Genomic DNA, 15,127 nt, shown 5'->3' on the forward strand with positions numbered 1-15,127 from the left:
GGGCCGCGCTCGCACGCGGGGGAGCTCCGGCGCGCCCTTGGACGTCCGTCAGCGGGCCGGCTCCGCGTAGAGCAGGCGTTCCTCGTGCGAGAAGCCGTTCCGCGCGTACATCCCGACGGAGTCGGGCGACGTGTGCACGGTGACGTGCTCGACGCCTCGGTCGGCGGCCGTGTCGAGCACGGCCCGGACCAGCGCCCCGCCGATGCCAGCGTTGCGGTGCTCGGGCAGCACGTAGCAGGACTGCAGGTCACCGGACACGCGGTGGATCCCTCCGACCTTCGGCACGCGGGCCGCCAGGGCCAGCCACGCCATCCCGATCACGACGCCGTCGAGGACGGCCACGTGCGCGACGTGCGAGTCCTGGTGCGCCCTCGCCCACTCCGCGGCGGCAGGCACGTAGTCCTCCTCGGCGCCCGCTTCGTCGGGTCCCTCGCGCTCGGCTGTCCAGAGCCACCGCAGCCGTACGACGTCGGCCAGCTCCTCCTCGCGCGCGATCCGCACCACGAGATGTTCGTCCAGATGGTCCGTCATGGGGGCGAGCCTACGGCCGGACGCGAGACCGGCTGCGGCGCCCCTGTCCGGGTCGCCGCCGCCGGTCTCGGTCACGCCAGCGTCGCGAGTGCGCGGGCCATGGCCTCCTCGAACTGCTCCGGCGGGAGCGTCAGCCGGGACTTGATGTCCTTGCTCCACTGGTCGGCCAGCACCTCGGCCCGCCCCTGCTCGACGCCGTCGAGCACGGCGTCGGCGAGCGCCGTCGGCGCGAGCTTCTGCACGTCCCAGCCCGCCGACATGTCGGTGTCCGCCAGACCGAGGTGCACGGCGGTCACGAGCGTGCCCTGGGCGGCCAGCTCGAGGCGGACGCCGTTGGTCATGGCCCATGCGGCGGCCTTGGTCAGGTGGTACGAGTTGGCGCCCTCGACGCCGAACCACGACATGGCCGAGAGCACGTTGACGATGGCGCCGCCGCCGTTCGCGGCGAGCGTCGGTGCGAACGCCCTGGTCATCGCCAGGTGGCCGAACAGGTTGGTCTCGAGCTCGTGCCGCACGGTGTCGAGGGAGCCGGTGACGAGGCTGGTGCCGGTCTGGATGCCTGCGTTGTTGACGAGCAGGGAGACGTCGGGCGCGGCCTCGGCGGCGGCCTGGACGGCCTGGGGGTCGGTGATGTCGATGGCCAGGACCTCGACGCCGGGGAGGTCGACGGATTCCGGTCGGCGGGCGGCGGCGTAGACCTTGCGGGCGCCCCGCTCCAGCAGGCGCTCGGCGAAGGCGCGGCCCAGGCCACGGTTGGCTCCGGTGACGAGGGCGACTGAGTCGGTGATGTTCACACCGGGTACGCTAGAACCTGACGTTGACGTCAGAGGCAAGTGTTGCGTCGCCGACAGCGGAGAGGACATCGGGATGGTCGAGAACGGGCTGGTGACGCTGATCCGCATCGGCGAGGTCGCACGGCGTGCTGGCGTGTCCGTGCGGGCTGTGCGCTACTACGAGCAGCAGGGGCTGCTCTCCGCGCAGCGCAGCACCTCCGGCCAGCGTCTCTACCCGCCGGAGGCCGCCGACCGGGTGCGGTTCTTCCAGGAGATGTTCGCCGCCGGGCTCAGCAGCCGCAGGATCGCCGAGCTGCTGCCGTGTTTCGACTCGGGGCACACGGATGCCGAGCAGCGCGAGATGCTGCACGCCGAGCGCGAGCGGATCCGCGAGAAGGTCGAGGAGCTGCAGGGCGCGCTCCGGCGTCTGGACCAGATCATCGAGGTCACGGCGGCGCACCCGTAGCAGGACGCACAGGAGGGGTGGCAGCGGTCGCTGCCACCCCTCCTGCTGAACGCGCGGGCCTCAGCCCGCCACAGTCACCTCCGCCAGCCGGGGCGGGTTCGCCCCGGTCCGGCCGACGGTGATCGCGGCGACCCGGGCCGCGAAGCCCAGGACCGTCGCGAGCGCTCCGTCGGAGATCGCGGCGAGCCGCTCGCGCCCGTCCGCGCCGGTACACCCGTGGTCGTGCAGAGCGGCGAGCAGCCCGCTCATGTAGGCGTCCCCGGCGCCGACCGTGTCGACGACGGTCACGTGCTGCGGGGCGACGTCGACGCGTCGCCCGCCGGGCAGCACCGCCGTCGACCCGTCACCGCCGCGGGTGACGACCACGACGGCGCACCCGAGGTCGGTGACCCAGCGGGAGGCGACGCCGAGGGGGTCCTCGCCGGGCTCCAGCCAGGCGAGGTCCTCGTCGCTGACCTTGACGACGTCCGCGACGGCGACCAGCGCCTCGACCTGGGGTCGCACGGCATCGACGTCGCCCATGATCGACGGGCGCAGGTTCGGGTCGTAGGTGATGGTCGCGGTCTGCCGGGCCCGCCGGAGCAGGTCCAGCAGGGCGCCGGGCGGCTCGGTGGCCGCGACCGCGGCGATCGAGCCGGTGTGGAGCACCGCCACGTCCGGCGCGGGCGTGCAGGCAGCGAGGCTCCAGTCGAGGTCGAACTCGTAGGTCGCGCCCCCCGCCTCGTCGAGGCGGGCCAGGGCGGTCGACGTCCGGTCCGCGTCCAGCGACCCGGGCAGCACGGTCACCCCCGAGGCAGGTGGCACCGGTCCTCGCTGCCCCAGGCGTTGGCCTGGCGGAACGGGCCGCCCCAGCCCCAGTCGTTCACGTCGGTGACGTTGGCGTCGCTGTAGGCGTCGCCGTCGACGACGGTCCAGCCCGTGAGGTCGCACGTGGCGAAGTCGCCGTGGGCGAGCTCGCCGGGCGCCGCGGTACGGGGCTCGTCGTAGTGGGCCGGGGCGACGGGCCCGTGGGCGCCGTCCAGGTTCCACACCTCGAGGGACTTCACCATGACGTTGGAGCCGCCCAGCACGCGCAGCCCGACGGCGTCCGCGAGAGTCGGGTAGACGCGCGTGGTCATCGACTTCTCGTCGTCGACGAACGCCTCGACCACCGAGCGGTCCACGTACACGTGCATCGAGACCTTGCCGTTCTCGTCGATCTCGAAGGCCCCCTGGTGGACGCCCTTGCGGGTGTCGGGATCCAGGCTGGAACGGTTCCGGTCGAGGGACAGGAGGTCCGTGGCCTGGTCGACGGTGAGGACGGTCCGCTCGGTCCCGTCGGTGCTGCGCCGCAGCTCGAGGCCTGCGCTCGTGCTCGCTCCCGGCCGTTCGCTGGGCGTGACCTGCAGCTCGACCTTTACCTCGAGCAGGTCGGTGACGTCGAAGTACCCGTAGGCGTACACCTCGCCGTCGACCCGGCCCAGGGTTCCGGCGAGCTGACCCTCGAAGGTCTCCTCGGGCAGGCCGAGCGGCTGGATGTAGCCGGCCCAGGCCCAGTTGGCGACGTTCGGGCCGTCGACGTCGACGATGCAGGGCAGGTTGTCCGACGAGGCGGCGGCGACGACGGCGTCGTTGTACGCGTCCTGCGGGAAGTCCTGGACCTTGACCGTGTACTCGTCCTGGCTGGCGTTGAAGTCGTCGACGATGGTGTTGATCACCCCGAGCTCGGCCTCGTTGCCACCGGCGTGGGTCCACAGGTCGATCGTGGCGGGTCCGTCGGAGCTCGCGCTGGAGCCGGCGCTGCAGGCGGCTGTCCCTGCGACTGCCAGGGCGGTTAGGCTGGCCGCGACGATGCGGCGGTTTCTGCGGGACAAGGTGCCCTCCCAGGTCACTTGTTCGTGTTGATGGTTGATGCTGCGCCGTCGGACCCGGCGTTGCCGCGCCGGGCCGAAGGTTCGCGTCGCTCTCCTGGGTCGTGGACCCAGGAGGGCGACGCAACCGAGTCCCGGTGGATCACCGGGCCGCGGAGTCTTGTGGTCGGGGCGGGACCCGCCTTTCGCGGACCCCCCTCGATGCGCTCGAAGAGCTGTTCCGCCGCCCAGACGCCCATGTCGTAGTGCGGCAGCTCGATGGTCGTCAGCCCGGGGAAGACCCCGTCGGCGACGAACTCCTGGTTGTCGAAGCCCACGATCGACAGGTCCTGCGGGATCCGCAGGCCGAGCTCGGTCGCCGCGCGGTAGACGCCCATCGCGAGGCGGTCGTTGAAGCAGAAGATCGCCGTGGGCCGGTTGTTGCTCGCCAGCAGCTGGCGGGCGGCGGCGTAGCCGCCGGCCGGGTCCGTCTCGGCGGTGACGACCTGGAGGTCGTCGTCGCGGAGCCCGGCCTGCGCGGCCCGACGCCGGAAACCCTCCTCGCGGCCGAACGCCGCGGGGATCTCGTCGACGTCGTTGATGAAGGCGAGCCGGCGGTGGCCCGCGTCGAGGAGGACGCCGGCGGCGTCCTCGCCGCCCGCGATCTCGTCCGGGACGACCCACGGGACACCGGTGCTGGTGCACGAGGCGTTGATCAGGACGGTCGGCACCGAGGCGAGCTGCGGGGGCAGCTCCACGGCCCGGTGGTACATCGACGCGTACAGGATCCCGTCGACCTGGCGCCGGAGCAGCTCCTCGATCTCCCGGTTCTCGACCTCGCGCTGGTAGCCGGTCGACACGACGAAGACCACGGCGTCCCGTGCGAGGGCGACGTCCTGGGCACCGAGGATCATCTTCCCGGCGAACGGGGTGGTGGCCACCTCGTCGCCGATGAACCCGATGGTGTTGGACCGCTGCGTGCGCAGGCTCTGGGCCAGCGAGTTGGGCAGGTAGCCCAGGCGCGCGGCCGCCTCCTTCACCCGCGACTTGGTGTCGGGGTGCACCCGCTTGCCCGGCACGTCGTTGAGGACGTGGGACACGGTGGTGATGGAGACGCCGGCTTCTGCGGCGACCTGCCTGATGGTGACTCGTCGTTGCGTCATTACCTCTGCCCAATCGTTTTGGCACGCCAAGAGTGACCCGCCCTCCGTGGTTCCGTCAAGCCGTCTCACCCTCGCGGTCCGGATCGTCACCGCTCCGTGACCATGGGGCACTCCTGTGGCCGGCGCCCCGTTGACAGGCGGAACGTTGTTCCGTAACGTGCGGAACGGTGTTCCGCGGAACACCGTTCCGCTACGAAACCCCTGGAGACGCTCATGCAGTACCGCAACCTCGGCCGGACCGGGATCAAGGTCAGCCCCTACGCGCTCGGCGCGATGATGTTCGCCTCCCAGATGGGCAACGACCCCGACGAGTCGGTCCGGATCATCCACAAGGCGCTCGACGCGGGCATCAACCTCGTCGACACCGCCGACGCGTACGGCGACTCGGAGGAGGTCGTGGGGCGGGCGCTCAAGGGGCGCCGCGACGACGTGGTCCTGACCACGAAGTTCAGCCGTCCGATGGGGACCGGCCCCAACCGGCAGGGCGGCTCGCGCCGGTGGATCGTGACCGCGGTCGAGGGCTCGCTGCGGCGCCTGCAGACCGACCACATCGACGTCTACCAGGTGCACCGTCCCGACCCGGACACGGACCTCGAGGAGACCCTCTCGGCGCTGACCGACCTCGTGCGAGCCGGGAAGATCCGCGCGTTCGGCACGTCGACCACGCCGGCGTCGGACCTCGTGCGGGCGCACTGGATCTCGGAGCGGCGCGGTCTGGAGCGGTTCCGTACCGAGCAGCCGCCGTACTCGATCCTCAACCGGGGCATCGAGCGGGAGGTGCTGCCGGTCGCTCAGGAGCACGGCATGGGCGTGCTCACGTGGGGGCCGCTCGGCCAGGGCATGCTCACCGGGCGGGTCCGCCGCGGCCAGGGCACCGACGTCATCCGCGCGAAGTTCTCGCCCAAGGCCTTCGGCGACGAGCGTCGCCTCGAGGCCGTCGAGCAGCTGGTCCCGCTCGCCGCCGAGGCGGGGCTGTCGATGCCCCACCTCGCCATGGCGTTCGCCGTCTCGCACCCGGGCGTCACCACCGCCCTGCTCGGGGCGCGCACCATGGAACAGCTCGACGACCTCCTCGCGGGCCTGGACGTGGCCCTGTCCGACGAGGTGCTGGACCGGATCGACGAGATCGTCCCGCCCGGCACCGACGTGGGCACCCTCGACCAGGCGTACGTGCCGCCCGCGATCCAGCGGACGGAGCTGCGCCGCCGGCCGCTCGCGGAGCGCTCGGTCGCCTGACGTCCGCTGGACGCCGGCCCGCGGGCGCGGCTACGTTCAGGGCGGAACGCCGTTCAGCCATTCGAGGAGCCGCCCGGTATGACGAGTCCAGCGGAGGCGCCGTCCTCCCGCCGCCAGCAGGACGTCCAGCGCACGGCCGACGCCCTGCTGGCGGCGGCGGCCGAGGTGTTCGCGTCGGACGGCGTGGACGCCCCGGTGCGGCGGATCATCGACCGTGCCGGGGTCGGGGCGGGCACGCTCTACCGCCACTTCCCGCAGCGTTCCGACCTGGTGACCGCCGTGTTCCGGCAGGAGGTCGACGCCTGCGCCGAGGCCGCCACGACGCTGGCCGTCGAGCACGAGCCCGTCGCTGCCCTGAGCCTCTGGCTCCAGCGCGTGGCGCGGTTCGTCGCCGACAAGCGCGGGCTCAAGCCCGCCATGCACTCGGGCGAGCCCGCCTTCCAGAGCCTCCCGGCGTACTTCCTGGAGCGCTTCACGCCCGCCCTGGCACAGCTCCTGGACACGGCGGCCGCTGCCGGGGAGGTCCGGACGGACATCGGGCCCGAGGACCTGCTCCGGGCCGTGAGCAGCATCGTCGCGGCGGGCGACGACGCGTACAGCACCCGGATGGTCGCGCTGCTCGTGGACGGGCTGCGTTGCGGCCCCGACCGCTCCTGAGCGGCGCTACCCGTCCATCGAGGCGCCGACCAGCCAGCCGGTGACCAGCACGATCGTCACCATCAGGAGGGTCTCGGCCGTCGTGCGACGGCGCAGCGCGCCGCCGGAGGACCGCCCGTGCCGGCGGTCGGACGCCCCGGTCAGGAGCGGCACCGTGTGGAAGTGGTTGTAGGCGCCCAGGAGCGCGACGACCGCCACCAGGGCGACCTTGGCGAGCAGGGCACGGCCCCACTCCGTCTCCCAGAGCTGGGCCGGGGTCTCGAGCATCGCGGCGGCGAGCGCCGTGCCGGCCACGCCCACGACGGCGAGGGACGCCGCCGCGACCACCGAGAAGCGCGTGGCGACCAGGGCGGCGTCGAGGTCGCGGTCGTCGCGTCGCCGGCGACGCAGGACGAGGGCGAGCATCACCAGGCCCCCGAGCCAGGTCGCGGCGGCCGCGAGGTGGGCGACGTCGGCCGTCAGGACGAGCCAGCGGGGCTCCATGGTGCTGCTGTGCCCGTCGAGCACGAACCCGGCCCCGGCGAGGACCGCGCCCACGATCGCGATCACCGAGCCCCGGACGGTCCGCCCGGTCCCGGCGAGGACCGCGAGCGCCCCGGCCGCCTGCAGGCCCATGACCAGGGCGGTCGAGCCGCCGAGGGCGTCGATCAGCTCGGGCGGCGAGACCGCCGCGGCGAGGTCGCCGTGCGCGAGCGTGACGGACCGGGTGGTGAGCCGGAGGAGCAGCCCGCCCAGGATCAGCGCGCCGGTCCAGCGCACGGCCCGTAGCGTGACGGGGACGTCCTGGAGGTCGCGCCCCCGCAGGGACCACGCCGCGAACGCGAGCCCGCCGGCGGCGACGAGCCAGCCCCAGAGGGTGGCGGCGTTGCCGAGGCGTCCGGCGATGACCACGGCCGCGGGCGGCTCGTGCCGCATGGACGCCATCGAGTGCCCGGCGTGCGGGTTGGGCGGCGGTTCGTCGGCCTGTGCTCCCACGCTGAACGCCAGGCCCCCTGTGAGGGGGTGGCCGTCCTGCGCCGCGACGGTCCAGGTCACCTGGTAGTGACCGTCGGCCAGCGGCGCGGAGGGAGTGGCGACGACGACGGCGCCGTCGTCGGCCTGGGTGATCTGGGCGGGGACGGCGCCCTGGGGGCCGTCGATCAGCACCGTGTCGCCGACGGGGGTCACCGGCAGGGTGAACGTCAGGGTGATGGCGGCGACAGGTTCGTCGGACGTGGACCCGTCCGCGGGGTCGGAGGAGGTGAGCCTGGTGTGGGCCGAGGCGGGCGCCGCGCAGCAGATCGTCAGGACGATCGCCGCGAGCAGGGCGCGCACGAGCCTGGGCGCGAGGGTGCTTCGCATGGTGGGGGTGTTCCGTCTCGTCGTCGTGGGCACGCGGTGTGGCGGTGCCCGCTCCTACGTCCGGGAGATGCCCAGGGCGTGCAGGGACGGCTGGCCCGCCGTCCGCTCGCCGGTGGTGGGCGGCGGCCGGTGGGCGAGCGACGTCGTCGGCCCGTCGACGGTGCAGACGGACGGTGTGGTCAGGGCGGGGAGACTCGCGAGCACCATCAGGCAGGTGGACGTGGTGCCGTGACACTCGCAGCCGTCCTGGTGCTGGTGCTGGTGCTGGTGGTCGTGTGCGTGGGCGTGGTCGTGCGGCTCAGCCGCCGGGCCGTGCGTGGTCTGCAGCTCTGCCGCATGATGGTGGGCGGTGTGCACCGAGGCGCCGGCGCTCAGCGCTCCGCACAAGGAGTGCATCGACACCAGGCTGGCGACCACGACGGCGATCAGGAGCGCGGCGAGCGTTCCTCGCCGCGGTGCGGGGAGGAACGGTCGGAGTGCGGTGATCGCCTGCATGACCGGTGCAGCGTAGCCGGTGGGCCGACGGCGGTCCGGCGTCGGGCTCCGGCTTGGTGCCCCACAGCGACGTGGCTAGGATCGCGGCGACGACAGACCGGATGAGAGCGGACGGGTGACGATCGAACGAGCGCGTGTTCGTAGGCTGCTGCCCGCGGACGCCAGGACGTGGCACCGCGCTGCGCTCGTGGCGCTGGTGGCGTGCCTGGTGCTCGGCGTCGTCGTCATGCACGCGATGAACGGCTCGCCGCACCACAGGGCGGGCGTCGAGCACCCGGCCACGTCCGTGGCAGCCGCCGTGGCCGACCCGGGCGAGACGGCGGCGGACCCGGGCCACGGCCCGTGCCACGACGGCTGCGGATCGGACGCCGTGTTCACGGCGATGTGCCTCATGATCCTGGTCTCCGTCGTCGGCGCCGCCCGGCCGCGCCGCCGCGCGCTCCCCTGGGGAGTGCCCCTGCTCGCTGTCGGTGCTCTTGCGCCGCCCGGGCCTCCCCGGCTCGCGCCCGTCGCGGGCCCGTCGCTCGTCGCGCTCGGGATCAGCCGGACGTAGGAGCCCGCCGGAGGCCGGCACCCCGCAGGGGCGTCGGCACCTGCAGCGCGCCCTGAGGGCGATCACCGACGACGATCTTTTCGAGAGGCAGTTTTCATGAAGCGCACGTTGACGACCCTGTTCGCATTCACCACCATGCTGGGGGTGGCCGCCTGCGGCTCGGCCGGCGGAGGCTCCAACGACGCGGACGTCATGTTCGCGCAGATGATGATCCCGCACCACGAGCAGGCCGTCGAGATGGCCGACCTGATGGCCGCCAAGCCAGGGCTCGACCCCGAGATCGCCGACCTGGCAGCCCAGATCAAGGCCGCGCAGGCGCCCGAGATCGAGCAGCTGGAAGGCTTCCTCGAGGAGTGGGGCGCCGACGCCGGCGACCACGCCGCGATGGGCCACGGCATGGACGGCATGCTGAGCGAGGACGACCTGAAGGCCCTCGCCGACGCGGACGCCGCCACCGCCCGCGACCTGTTCCTCGAGCAGATGATCGAGCACCACGAGGGCGCCGTGGCCATGGCCGAGACGGAGGTGGCCGAGGGCGCCGACCCCGAGGCGATCGCGCTGGCGGAGTCCGTCATCGAGACCCAGACGGCCGAGATCGAGGAGATGGAGGCTCTGCTCGCGGAGTGAACCGTGGCCCGGGCCCGGCCGTGCTGAGCGGCCGGGCCCGGCGGCTTGTGGTGGATGTGCAGAAGCACGTGATGAGAGGGCGGCGTTCTTGGGCTTCTTCTCTGCCGCGCCGGACTCCCTTGTCGCGAGGTTCTACACCCGCCCACTCTCGCCGCGGAGCCCCCGGAGGGGCATCTGCCGGCTCACGGCGCTGACTCTACAGCCAGTAGCCGGGGGATGGAACATCCGTTCGACTCCTAGTACGACCAGTTGGAGCCTGTGCCGCGGTAGCGCTCGACGGGGATCGGCTCGACTCCGGGGCGGAGGTGGTCCTTGCACAGGACGCCGTTGAGGTGGTCGATCTCGTGGGCGACCAGGCGGGCCATGCCGCGCTCGAACACGGTGATGCGCTCGGCTCCGGTGATGTCGGTGTGCCGGACGTGGATCACCAGCGGTCGCGGTACGAGGCAGCGGACGTCGAAGAAGCTGAGGCAGCCTTCGTACTGCTCGTCGGTCTCGGCGCTGGTTTCGACGATCTCGGGGTTGAGCAGGGTGACGGCCTCGGTGGCGCCTGGGGGTGCGACGACGGCTGCGGCTCGGTCGATCCCGACCTGGGGTGCGGCGACGCCCATGCCCTTGCCGAAGGTGTGTGCGCCGGCGATCCGGCGGGCTGCGGAGGCGAGCTCGGTCATGACGCGGCGGGCGTCCTCGGCGTCGTCGGGCAGGGTGAAGCGGCGTGCGGTGCGCCGCAGGATCGGGTCGCCGTCCTGGACGACGCCGAGGCGGCTCATGGTCTCGCTCGGGGTGATGGTCGCCTCCTGGCGGGCTGGTTCGGCGGGGGCGGCGAAGTGCCACTCGAGACGGTAGCGGGCGTGCAGCGGCGGGTCCTCGGTGGACCAGGAGTAGGTGACTCGTCCGCCGTCGGCCCGTTCCTGGATGGGGTTCTGGAAGGGCATCGACTCGGCGGACATCGAGGTGTGCAGGCCCCAGACCGTCGGTCCGAGCTCGGCGGGGAAGTCGAGCATGACCGACAGCCGCTGGGTCGGTAGCCGGACCGCGCGCTGGAACCAGTGGCCCCACTTGATGTCGCTGACGGTGTAGGTGTACTCGATCCAGGTGCTCTGGCCGGGGTAGAGCGGGAAGTGCTGGTGCTCGCCGGAGAACTGGAGCCAGACCTCCTTGAACGCGTCCCTGTCGTGGTAGCGGGTGATGGGCTGCGTGCCGGTGTTGCGCAGCAGGCGGCGCATCGTCGCGCGGTACCTGCCGTCGTCGTAGGAGAGCGTGGCGTGGTCGTGCTCGACGAGGAGCGCGTTCGCCGGGTCGGCGCTCTCGGGCACCACGACGGGGCGTGCCGGCCGAGGCGTGGGCCGCGCGTGCTGTTCCTGCCAGGCGCGTACGACCGCGCCACCGGCGTTGAGGACGTCGTCGGCCGCCTTGGCGAAGTCTCGGGACGCTGGCTCGCTGCCGCTGGCGACCTTCGAGATGTAGGAGCGGTGGTAGCCCATGAGGCGGGCGAGGGCCGCGCGGGACAACCCGCGGACCTCCCGCCACCGGCCCAGCTCCAGCACGAAGTTGTCGACGCTGTCGGCGTCCTCGGGCGTCGCGTCCTCGTTCAAGGGTCCCCTGTCAATGACCGAGCGTGAGCGTGCGTGAGTGTGGCGTGACCTGCGGCTCAGCCTACGGGAACAGGGTCCGGACGGGCTCTGCTGGGGACACAGCATCCCCACGAGAAGGAGCACCGAACGATGACGTCACCACTCCTGGACCCCCGCGGGCAGGCGACCACTCGCCTTCCTGTCCGACCCAAGCCGCAGACGACCGGGCGGCTGCGTGCCGCGATGGTCGGCCTCGGAAAGCAGGGCCGCGAGGACCACCTGCCGGCCCTCGCCGCCAGCCCCGCCGTCGACCTCGTCGCAGTGTGCGACCCGGACGACAAGGCCGTCGCCATCGTCGAGGCCGAGTACCAGGTACCCGGCTACACGAGCGTCGAGGACCTGTTCAGCAGCACGAACCTCGACTTCGTCGTCGTCGCGGTTCCCCACCACGCTGGCCGGGACGTCGTGCTCGCAGCCGCCGCGAACGGCGTCCACGTCCTGAAGGAGAAGCCGTTCGCGACTGACCTGGCCCAGGCCCGCGAGCTGGCCCAGGCGTGCAAGGACTCCGGCATCGAGCTCATGCTCACCCTGCAGCGCAGGTTCAACCCGATCTACGCGGCCGTCCCCCAGCTCCTCGACCAGATCGGCGAGGTGTTCCTGTTCGACGCCTCGTACACGATGGCCGTCGACCCGGCAGCCGGGTGGCGCGGGGACCGCGCCCTGGCCGGGGGTGGCTGCATCATCGACATGGGCTACCACATGATCGACACGCTCCTGTGGTACTTCGGGATGCCCGACACCGTCCTGGCACTGACCAGCGCCACCGCCCGGCCCGACCTGGAGTACGACGCCGAGGACACCGCCGTGCTGCAGCTGTCCTACGACAGCGGGTTCTTCGGGACGGTGCTGCTCTCGCGGTGCGTGGCCCCCAAGTCCGAACAGATCCGCGTCGTCGGGACCCGCGGGTCGGTCGTCCTGGAACGGGGCCAGGTCCAGCGCCTGGACACCGACGGCACCGTCCTGGAGTCCCTGGCCCGGGAGAACGCCTGGCCGTCAGCCGCTGCCGCCCAGCTCGACCACTTCTGCCGCGTCCTGGCCGGGCAGCGACCCAACCCGTCCGGCCCCGACGCGCACCTGTCCCACGCCGCCGTCGTGCACGCCGCGTACCTGTCCGCCGCCACCGGCATCGTCGTCGACCCGAAGGAGCTCCTCGCATGACCAGCCCGCTCGCCCTGCACGGTGGCACGCCCACGCTGCACCGCCCGACCCCGCACGTCCCCTGGCCCGTGATCGACGACGAGACCGTCGCCGCCGTCACCACCCAGCTCCACGCCGACGTGTCGATTCCCGACCGCTCCGGGATCGTCGCCGACCTCGAGGACCGGCTCGCCGCCTACTTCGACGTCCGCTACGCCGTCCTGACCAGCTCAGGCACCGCCGCGCTGCACTCCGCCTACGCCGCCCTCGGCCTGACCACCGGCGACGAGGTGATCGTCCCGGCGTACACCTTCCATGCGACCGCAACCCCGCTGTTCCACCTCGGCGTCAAGCCCGTCCTGGTCGACTGCGACGACCTGGGCAACCTCGACCCCGACACCGTCGAAGCCGCGATCACCCCAGCGACGCGAGCCATCGCCGTCACCCACATGTGGGGAGTGCCCGCACAGATCGAGCGCCTGGAACGGATCGCGCGCACCCGTGGCCTGTACCTCGTCGAGGACGGGTCGCACGCCCACGGCGCAACCTCCGGCGGGCAGAAGATCGGGTCCTTCGGGACCGTCTCGGCGTTCAGCATGAACGGCCCCAAGCCACTGTCGGCCGGCGAAGGCGGTTTCGTCCTGACCGACGACACCGAGGTGTACTACCGGGCCCTGCTGCACGGCCAGTACAACAAGCGGTGCCGCACCGAGATCCCGAAGACACACCCGCTGAGCGCATTCGCCATCACCGGCATGGGACTCAAGCTGCGCATCCACCCCCTGGCCGCAGCCCTCACCGGCCAGCAGCTCAACCACCTCGACGACCGGCTCACAGGACGCCGACAGATCGCCGCAACGATGCTCGACAGGCTGCGCGACGTCCCGGGCCTGGTACTGCCGCACATCCCGGACGGCGTCGAGCCGTCCTGGTACGCCCTCGCCCTGACGATCGACACCGACACGATCGGCGTCACCCCCGACCGGATCCTCGACGCCCTGCTCGCAGAAGGACTCCTCGAGATCGACCAGCCCGGCTCGACCCGACCGATGAACGAGCACGCCCTCCTCCAGCGCCCCGAGATCCTGTTCCCGCAGGTCGGAGCGGACTGGCCCCGCTATCGTGACGGGCAGTTCCCCCACGCCGAGCGCCTGCACCGCACCACGCTCAAACTGCCCGTCCCCCACGACGACGCCGCCCTCGCCGAGGCCTACACCGCGGGGATCACCAAGGTCCTCACCAACCACCGCTACCTCAAGGAGCACGCATGACGAGCACCGACGAGCTCACCGCCCGCGACCACGCCGACGGCGTCCAGCAGCAAGTCGTCGGCGCCCTCATCCACCGCAACGGCCGGGTACTGCTCCTGCGCCGACCCCAGGACGACTTCCGCGGCGGCACCTGGGAACTCCCCTCCGGCAAGGTCGAGCACGACGAGAACCTCCTCGACGCCCTCCACCGCGAAGTCACCGAAGAGACCGGCCTCACCATCGCCCAGGTCGGCGACTACCTCGGCGCCTTCGACTACACCAGCGGCTCCGGCAAGCACACCCGCCAGCACACCTGGGCCGTCACCGTGACCGACGGCCACGTCACGCTCACCGAGCACGACGACCACGCCTGGGCCCTGCCCGGAGAGAAGCCCGTCAGCGACGAAGTCACCCAACTCCTGGTCGACCACTTCGGGACGGCGCTGAACGCCTAGCAACGACAGTGGCCGGGCCCGCGAGTAAACCCTGTCGGCCCGGCCACCGCCGTCGGCTACCACGAGGTGGGATCCTCCAGGGCTCCGCACCTTGAGTGCCCGCTCGTCGAACCGATAGCCAGCCGATCACACGACATTCCCGGTTCAGGGACTTGTCGCCCGACCGCCGCGGTCAGCTGTGGATGGCGGCAGGCTGCTGCGCGGCGGTCACCACGAACACGTGGTCGGTCTTGTCGACGACGAGCAGCGCGTCATCGTCGGCTACCGTCGCTTCCGAGATAGGGCGCGCCTGGATCGAGACCTCGATCCGGCCGGAGGTGTCCCGCGCCCAGGCCGTGACCCGGTCGGCGAGCTGCTGGGCAAGTCGTGCGCCGTCGGGCCCGAAGCCGGCGGCACCGACCTGCAGCATCTGACCGACGGCCACGTCACGCTCACCGAGCACGACGACCACGCCTGGGCCCTGCCCGGAGAGAAGCCCGTCAGCGACGAAGTCACCCAACTCCTGGTCGACCACTTCGGGACGGCGCTGAACGCCTAGCAACGACAGTGGCCGGGCCCGCGAGTAAACCCTGTCGGCCCGGCCACCGCCGTCGGCTACCACGAGGTGGGATCCTCCAGGGCTCCGCACCTTGAGTGCCCGCTCGTCGAACCGATAGCCAGCCGATCACACGACATTCCCGGTTCAGGGACTTGTCGCCCGACCGCCGCGGTCAGCTGTGGATGGCGGCAGGCTGCTGCGCGGCGGTCACCACGAACACGTGGTCGGTCTTGTCGACGACGAGCAGCGCGTCATCGTCGGCTACCGTCGCTTCCGAGATAGGGCGCGCCTGGATCGAGACCTCGATCCGGCCGGAGGTGTCCCGCGCCCAGGCCGTGACCCGGTCGGCGAGCTGCTGGGCAAGTCGTGCGCCGTCGGGCCCGAAGCCGGCGGCACCGACCTGCAGCATCGGCATCTCGTCCGTGCCGCCCACCTGCCGGGC

General features: G+C 72.1%; 18 protein-coding genes. 8 read left to right on the plus strand and 10 right to left on the minus strand.

Going from position 1 to position 15,127, the window contains the following annotated elements; all coding sequences use genetic code 11:
• Positions 1 to 48 precede the first annotated feature (48 nt).
• Together AC060K_RS07455 and AC060K_RS07460 are read right to left on the minus strand one after the other, a co-directional pair.
• Positions 49 to 531: a GNAT family N-acetyltransferase gene (locus AC060K_RS07455; RefSeq protein ID WP_483764793.1), complete on the minus strand. Its 483-nt coding sequence runs from the start codon at positions 529 to 531 to the stop codon at positions 49 to 51.
• Between the two features lie 71 nt (positions 532 to 602).
• Positions 603 to 1,325, minus strand: a complete 723-nt coding sequence (locus tag AC060K_RS07460) for an SDR family oxidoreductase (protein WP_483764794.1) — start codon at positions 1,323 to 1,325, stop codon at positions 603 to 605.
• 73 nt (positions 1,326 to 1,398) lie between these two features.
• Between AC060K_RS07460 and AC060K_RS07465 the strand changes: the two genes are divergently transcribed.
• Entirely contained in the window at positions 1,399 to 1,770 is a 372-nt protein-coding gene (locus tag AC060K_RS07465; RefSeq protein WP_483764795.1) for a MerR family transcriptional regulator, read from the plus strand.
• Between the two features lie 60 nt (positions 1,771 to 1,830).
• On the opposite strand, the gene AC060K_RS07470 is transcribed toward AC060K_RS07465, so the two are convergent.
• From AC060K_RS07470 to AC060K_RS07480, 3 genes are read right to left on the minus strand one after another with little or no spacing between them, the layout of a single operon-like run.
• Entirely contained in the window at positions 1,831 to 2,574 is a 744-nt protein-coding gene (locus AC060K_RS07470; protein WP_483764796.1) for a PfkB family carbohydrate kinase, read from the minus strand.
• Positions 2,553 to 3,623, minus strand: coding sequence for a GH32 C-terminal domain-containing protein (locus tag AC060K_RS07475; protein ID WP_483764797.1), 1,071 nt, complete (start codon positions 3,621 to 3,623; stop codon positions 2,553 to 2,555). Before AC060K_RS07475 ends, AC060K_RS07470 begins: the two co-directional genes overlap by 22 nt.
• Before the next feature lie 14 nt (positions 3,624 to 3,637).
• The gene (locus AC060K_RS07480; RefSeq protein WP_483764798.1) at positions 3,638 to 4,762 is read right to left on the minus strand and encodes a LacI family DNA-binding transcriptional regulator; all 1,125 of its coding nucleotides are present in this window, start codon (positions 4,760 to 4,762) and stop codon (positions 3,638 to 3,640) included.
• A 213-nt stretch (positions 4,763 to 4,975) separates the two neighbouring features.
• On the opposite strand from AC060K_RS07480, the gene AC060K_RS07485 reads away from it, so the two are divergent.
• A complete protein-coding gene (locus tag AC060K_RS07485) occupies positions 4,976 to 5,998 on the plus strand; it encodes an aldo/keto reductase (protein ID WP_483764799.1) in 1,023 nt (340 codons plus the stop codon).
• Positions 5,999 to 6,076: 78 nt separating this feature from the next.
• Positions 6,077 to 6,655: a TetR/AcrR family transcriptional regulator gene (locus tag AC060K_RS07490; protein WP_483764800.1), complete on the plus strand. Its 579-nt coding sequence runs from the start codon at positions 6,077 to 6,079 to the stop codon at positions 6,653 to 6,655.
• 6 nt (positions 6,656 to 6,661) lie between these two features.
• Here the strand turns inward: AC060K_RS07490 and AC060K_RS07495 are convergent, their stop codons facing one another.
• Positions 6,662 to 7,996 (minus strand): copper resistance CopC/CopD family protein, encoded by a 1,335-nt coding sequence (locus tag AC060K_RS07495; RefSeq protein WP_483764801.1) that lies wholly within the window; start codon positions 7,994 to 7,996, stop codon positions 6,662 to 6,664.
• A 54-nt stretch (positions 7,997 to 8,050) separates the two neighbouring features.
• The gene (locus AC060K_RS07500; RefSeq protein WP_483764802.1) at positions 8,051 to 8,491 is read right to left on the minus strand and encodes a hypothetical protein; all 441 of its coding nucleotides are present in this window, start codon (positions 8,489 to 8,491) and stop codon (positions 8,051 to 8,053) included.
• Positions 8,492 to 8,606: 115 nt separating this feature from the next.
• On the opposite strand from AC060K_RS07500, the gene AC060K_RS07505 reads away from it, so the two are divergent.
• Together AC060K_RS07505 and AC060K_RS07510 are read left to right on the plus strand one after the other, a co-directional pair.
• Positions 8,607 to 9,044 carry a hypothetical protein gene (locus AC060K_RS07505; protein ID WP_483764803.1) on the plus strand — a complete coding sequence of 146 codons (438 nt, stop codon included), beginning with the start codon at positions 8,607 to 8,609 and terminating at the stop codon, positions 9,042 to 9,044.
• A gap of 96 nt (positions 9,045 to 9,140) precedes the next feature.
• A complete protein-coding gene (locus AC060K_RS07510; RefSeq protein ID WP_483764804.1) occupies positions 9,141 to 9,671 on the plus strand; it encodes a DUF305 domain-containing protein in 531 nt (176 codons plus the stop codon).
• Positions 9,672 to 9,907: 236 nt separating this feature from the next.
• Here the strand turns inward: AC060K_RS07510 and AC060K_RS07515 are convergent, their stop codons facing one another.
• The gene (locus AC060K_RS07515) at positions 9,908 to 11,266 is read right to left on the minus strand and encodes a peptide deformylase (protein ID WP_483764805.1); all 1,359 of its coding nucleotides are present in this window, start codon (positions 11,264 to 11,266) and stop codon (positions 9,908 to 9,910) included.
• Positions 11,267 to 11,395: 129 nt separating this feature from the next.
• Here AC060K_RS07515 and AC060K_RS07520 point away from each other — a divergent pair, with 129 nt between their 5' ends.
• Genes AC060K_RS07520 through AC060K_RS07530 form a run of 3 tightly spaced genes read left to right on the plus strand, consistent with a single transcriptional unit; the run spans position 11,396 to position 14,147 of the window.
• Positions 11,396 to 12,463, plus strand: a complete 1,068-nt coding sequence (locus tag AC060K_RS07520; protein WP_483764806.1) for a Gfo/Idh/MocA family protein — start codon at positions 11,396 to 11,398, stop codon at positions 12,461 to 12,463.
• A complete protein-coding gene (locus AC060K_RS07525; RefSeq protein WP_483764807.1) occupies positions 12,460 to 13,713 on the plus strand; it encodes a DegT/DnrJ/EryC1/StrS family aminotransferase in 1,254 nt (417 codons plus the stop codon). Before AC060K_RS07520 ends, AC060K_RS07525 begins: the two co-directional genes overlap by 4 nt.
• Complete coding sequence (locus tag AC060K_RS07530; protein WP_483764808.1) at positions 13,710 to 14,147, plus strand: NUDIX domain-containing protein; 438 nt, start codon at positions 13,710 to 13,712, stop codon at positions 14,145 to 14,147. The genes AC060K_RS07525 and AC060K_RS07530 overlap by 4 nt, the downstream gene beginning before the upstream one ends.
• A gap of 172 nt (positions 14,148 to 14,319) precedes the next feature.
• Here the strand turns inward: AC060K_RS07530 and AC060K_RS07535 are convergent, their stop codons facing one another.
• Both AC060K_RS07535 and AC060K_RS07540 read right to left on the minus strand, forming a co-directional pair.
• A complete protein-coding gene (locus AC060K_RS07535) occupies positions 14,320 to 14,748 on the minus strand; it encodes a hypothetical protein (protein WP_483764809.1) in 429 nt (142 codons plus the stop codon).
• A 109-nt stretch (positions 14,749 to 14,857) separates the two neighbouring features.
• Positions 14,858 to 15,127: hypothetical protein (locus tag AC060K_RS07540; RefSeq protein WP_483764810.1), on the minus strand; the 270-nt coding region annotated here is incomplete at its 5' end.

This window comes from Antribacter sp. NEAU-D49, assembly GCF_057158775.1.

What these genes read in the sequence shown, in the direction of transcription:
- AC060K_RS07510 (WP_483764804.1), top strand. Translation starts at nt 9,141, where the DNA reads ATGAAGCGCACGTTGACGACCCTGTTCGCATTCACCACCATGCTGGGG.
- AC060K_RS07485 (WP_483764799.1), top strand. Translation starts at nt 4,976, where the DNA reads ATGCAGTACCGCAACCTCGGCCGGACCGGGATCAAGGTCAGCCCCTAC.
- AC060K_RS07490 (WP_483764800.1), top strand. Translation starts at nt 6,077, where the DNA reads ATGACGAGTCCAGCGGAGGCGCCGTCCTCCCGCCGCCAGCAGGACGTC.
- AC060K_RS07480 (WP_483764798.1), bottom strand. Translation starts at nt 4,762, where the DNA reads ATGACGCAACGACGAGTCACCATCAGGCAGGTCGCCGCAGAAGCCGGC.
- AC060K_RS07520 (WP_483764806.1), top strand. Translation starts at nt 11,396, where the DNA reads ATGACGTCACCACTCCTGGACCCCCGCGGGCAGGCGACCACTCGCCTT.
- AC060K_RS07500 (WP_483764802.1), bottom strand. Translation starts at nt 8,491, where the DNA reads ATGCAGGCGATCACCGCACTCCGACCGTTCCTCCCCGCACCGCGGCGA.
- AC060K_RS07530 (WP_483764808.1), top strand. Translation starts at nt 13,710, where the DNA reads ATGACGAGCACCGACGAGCTCACCGCCCGCGACCACGCCGACGGCGTC.
- AC060K_RS07455 (WP_483764793.1), bottom strand. Translation starts at nt 531, where the DNA reads ATGACGGACCATCTGGACGAACATCTCGTGGTGCGGATCGCGCGCGAG.
- AC060K_RS07465 (WP_483764795.1), top strand. Translation starts at nt 1,399, where the DNA reads ATGGTCGAGAACGGGCTGGTGACGCTGATCCGCATCGGCGAGGTCGCA.
- AC060K_RS07525 (WP_483764807.1), top strand. Translation starts at nt 12,460, where the DNA reads ATGACCAGCCCGCTCGCCCTGCACGGTGGCACGCCCACGCTGCACCGC.
- AC060K_RS07495 (WP_483764801.1), bottom strand. Translation starts at nt 7,996, where the DNA reads ATGCGAAGCACCCTCGCGCCCAGGCTCGTGCGCGCCCTGCTCGCGGCG.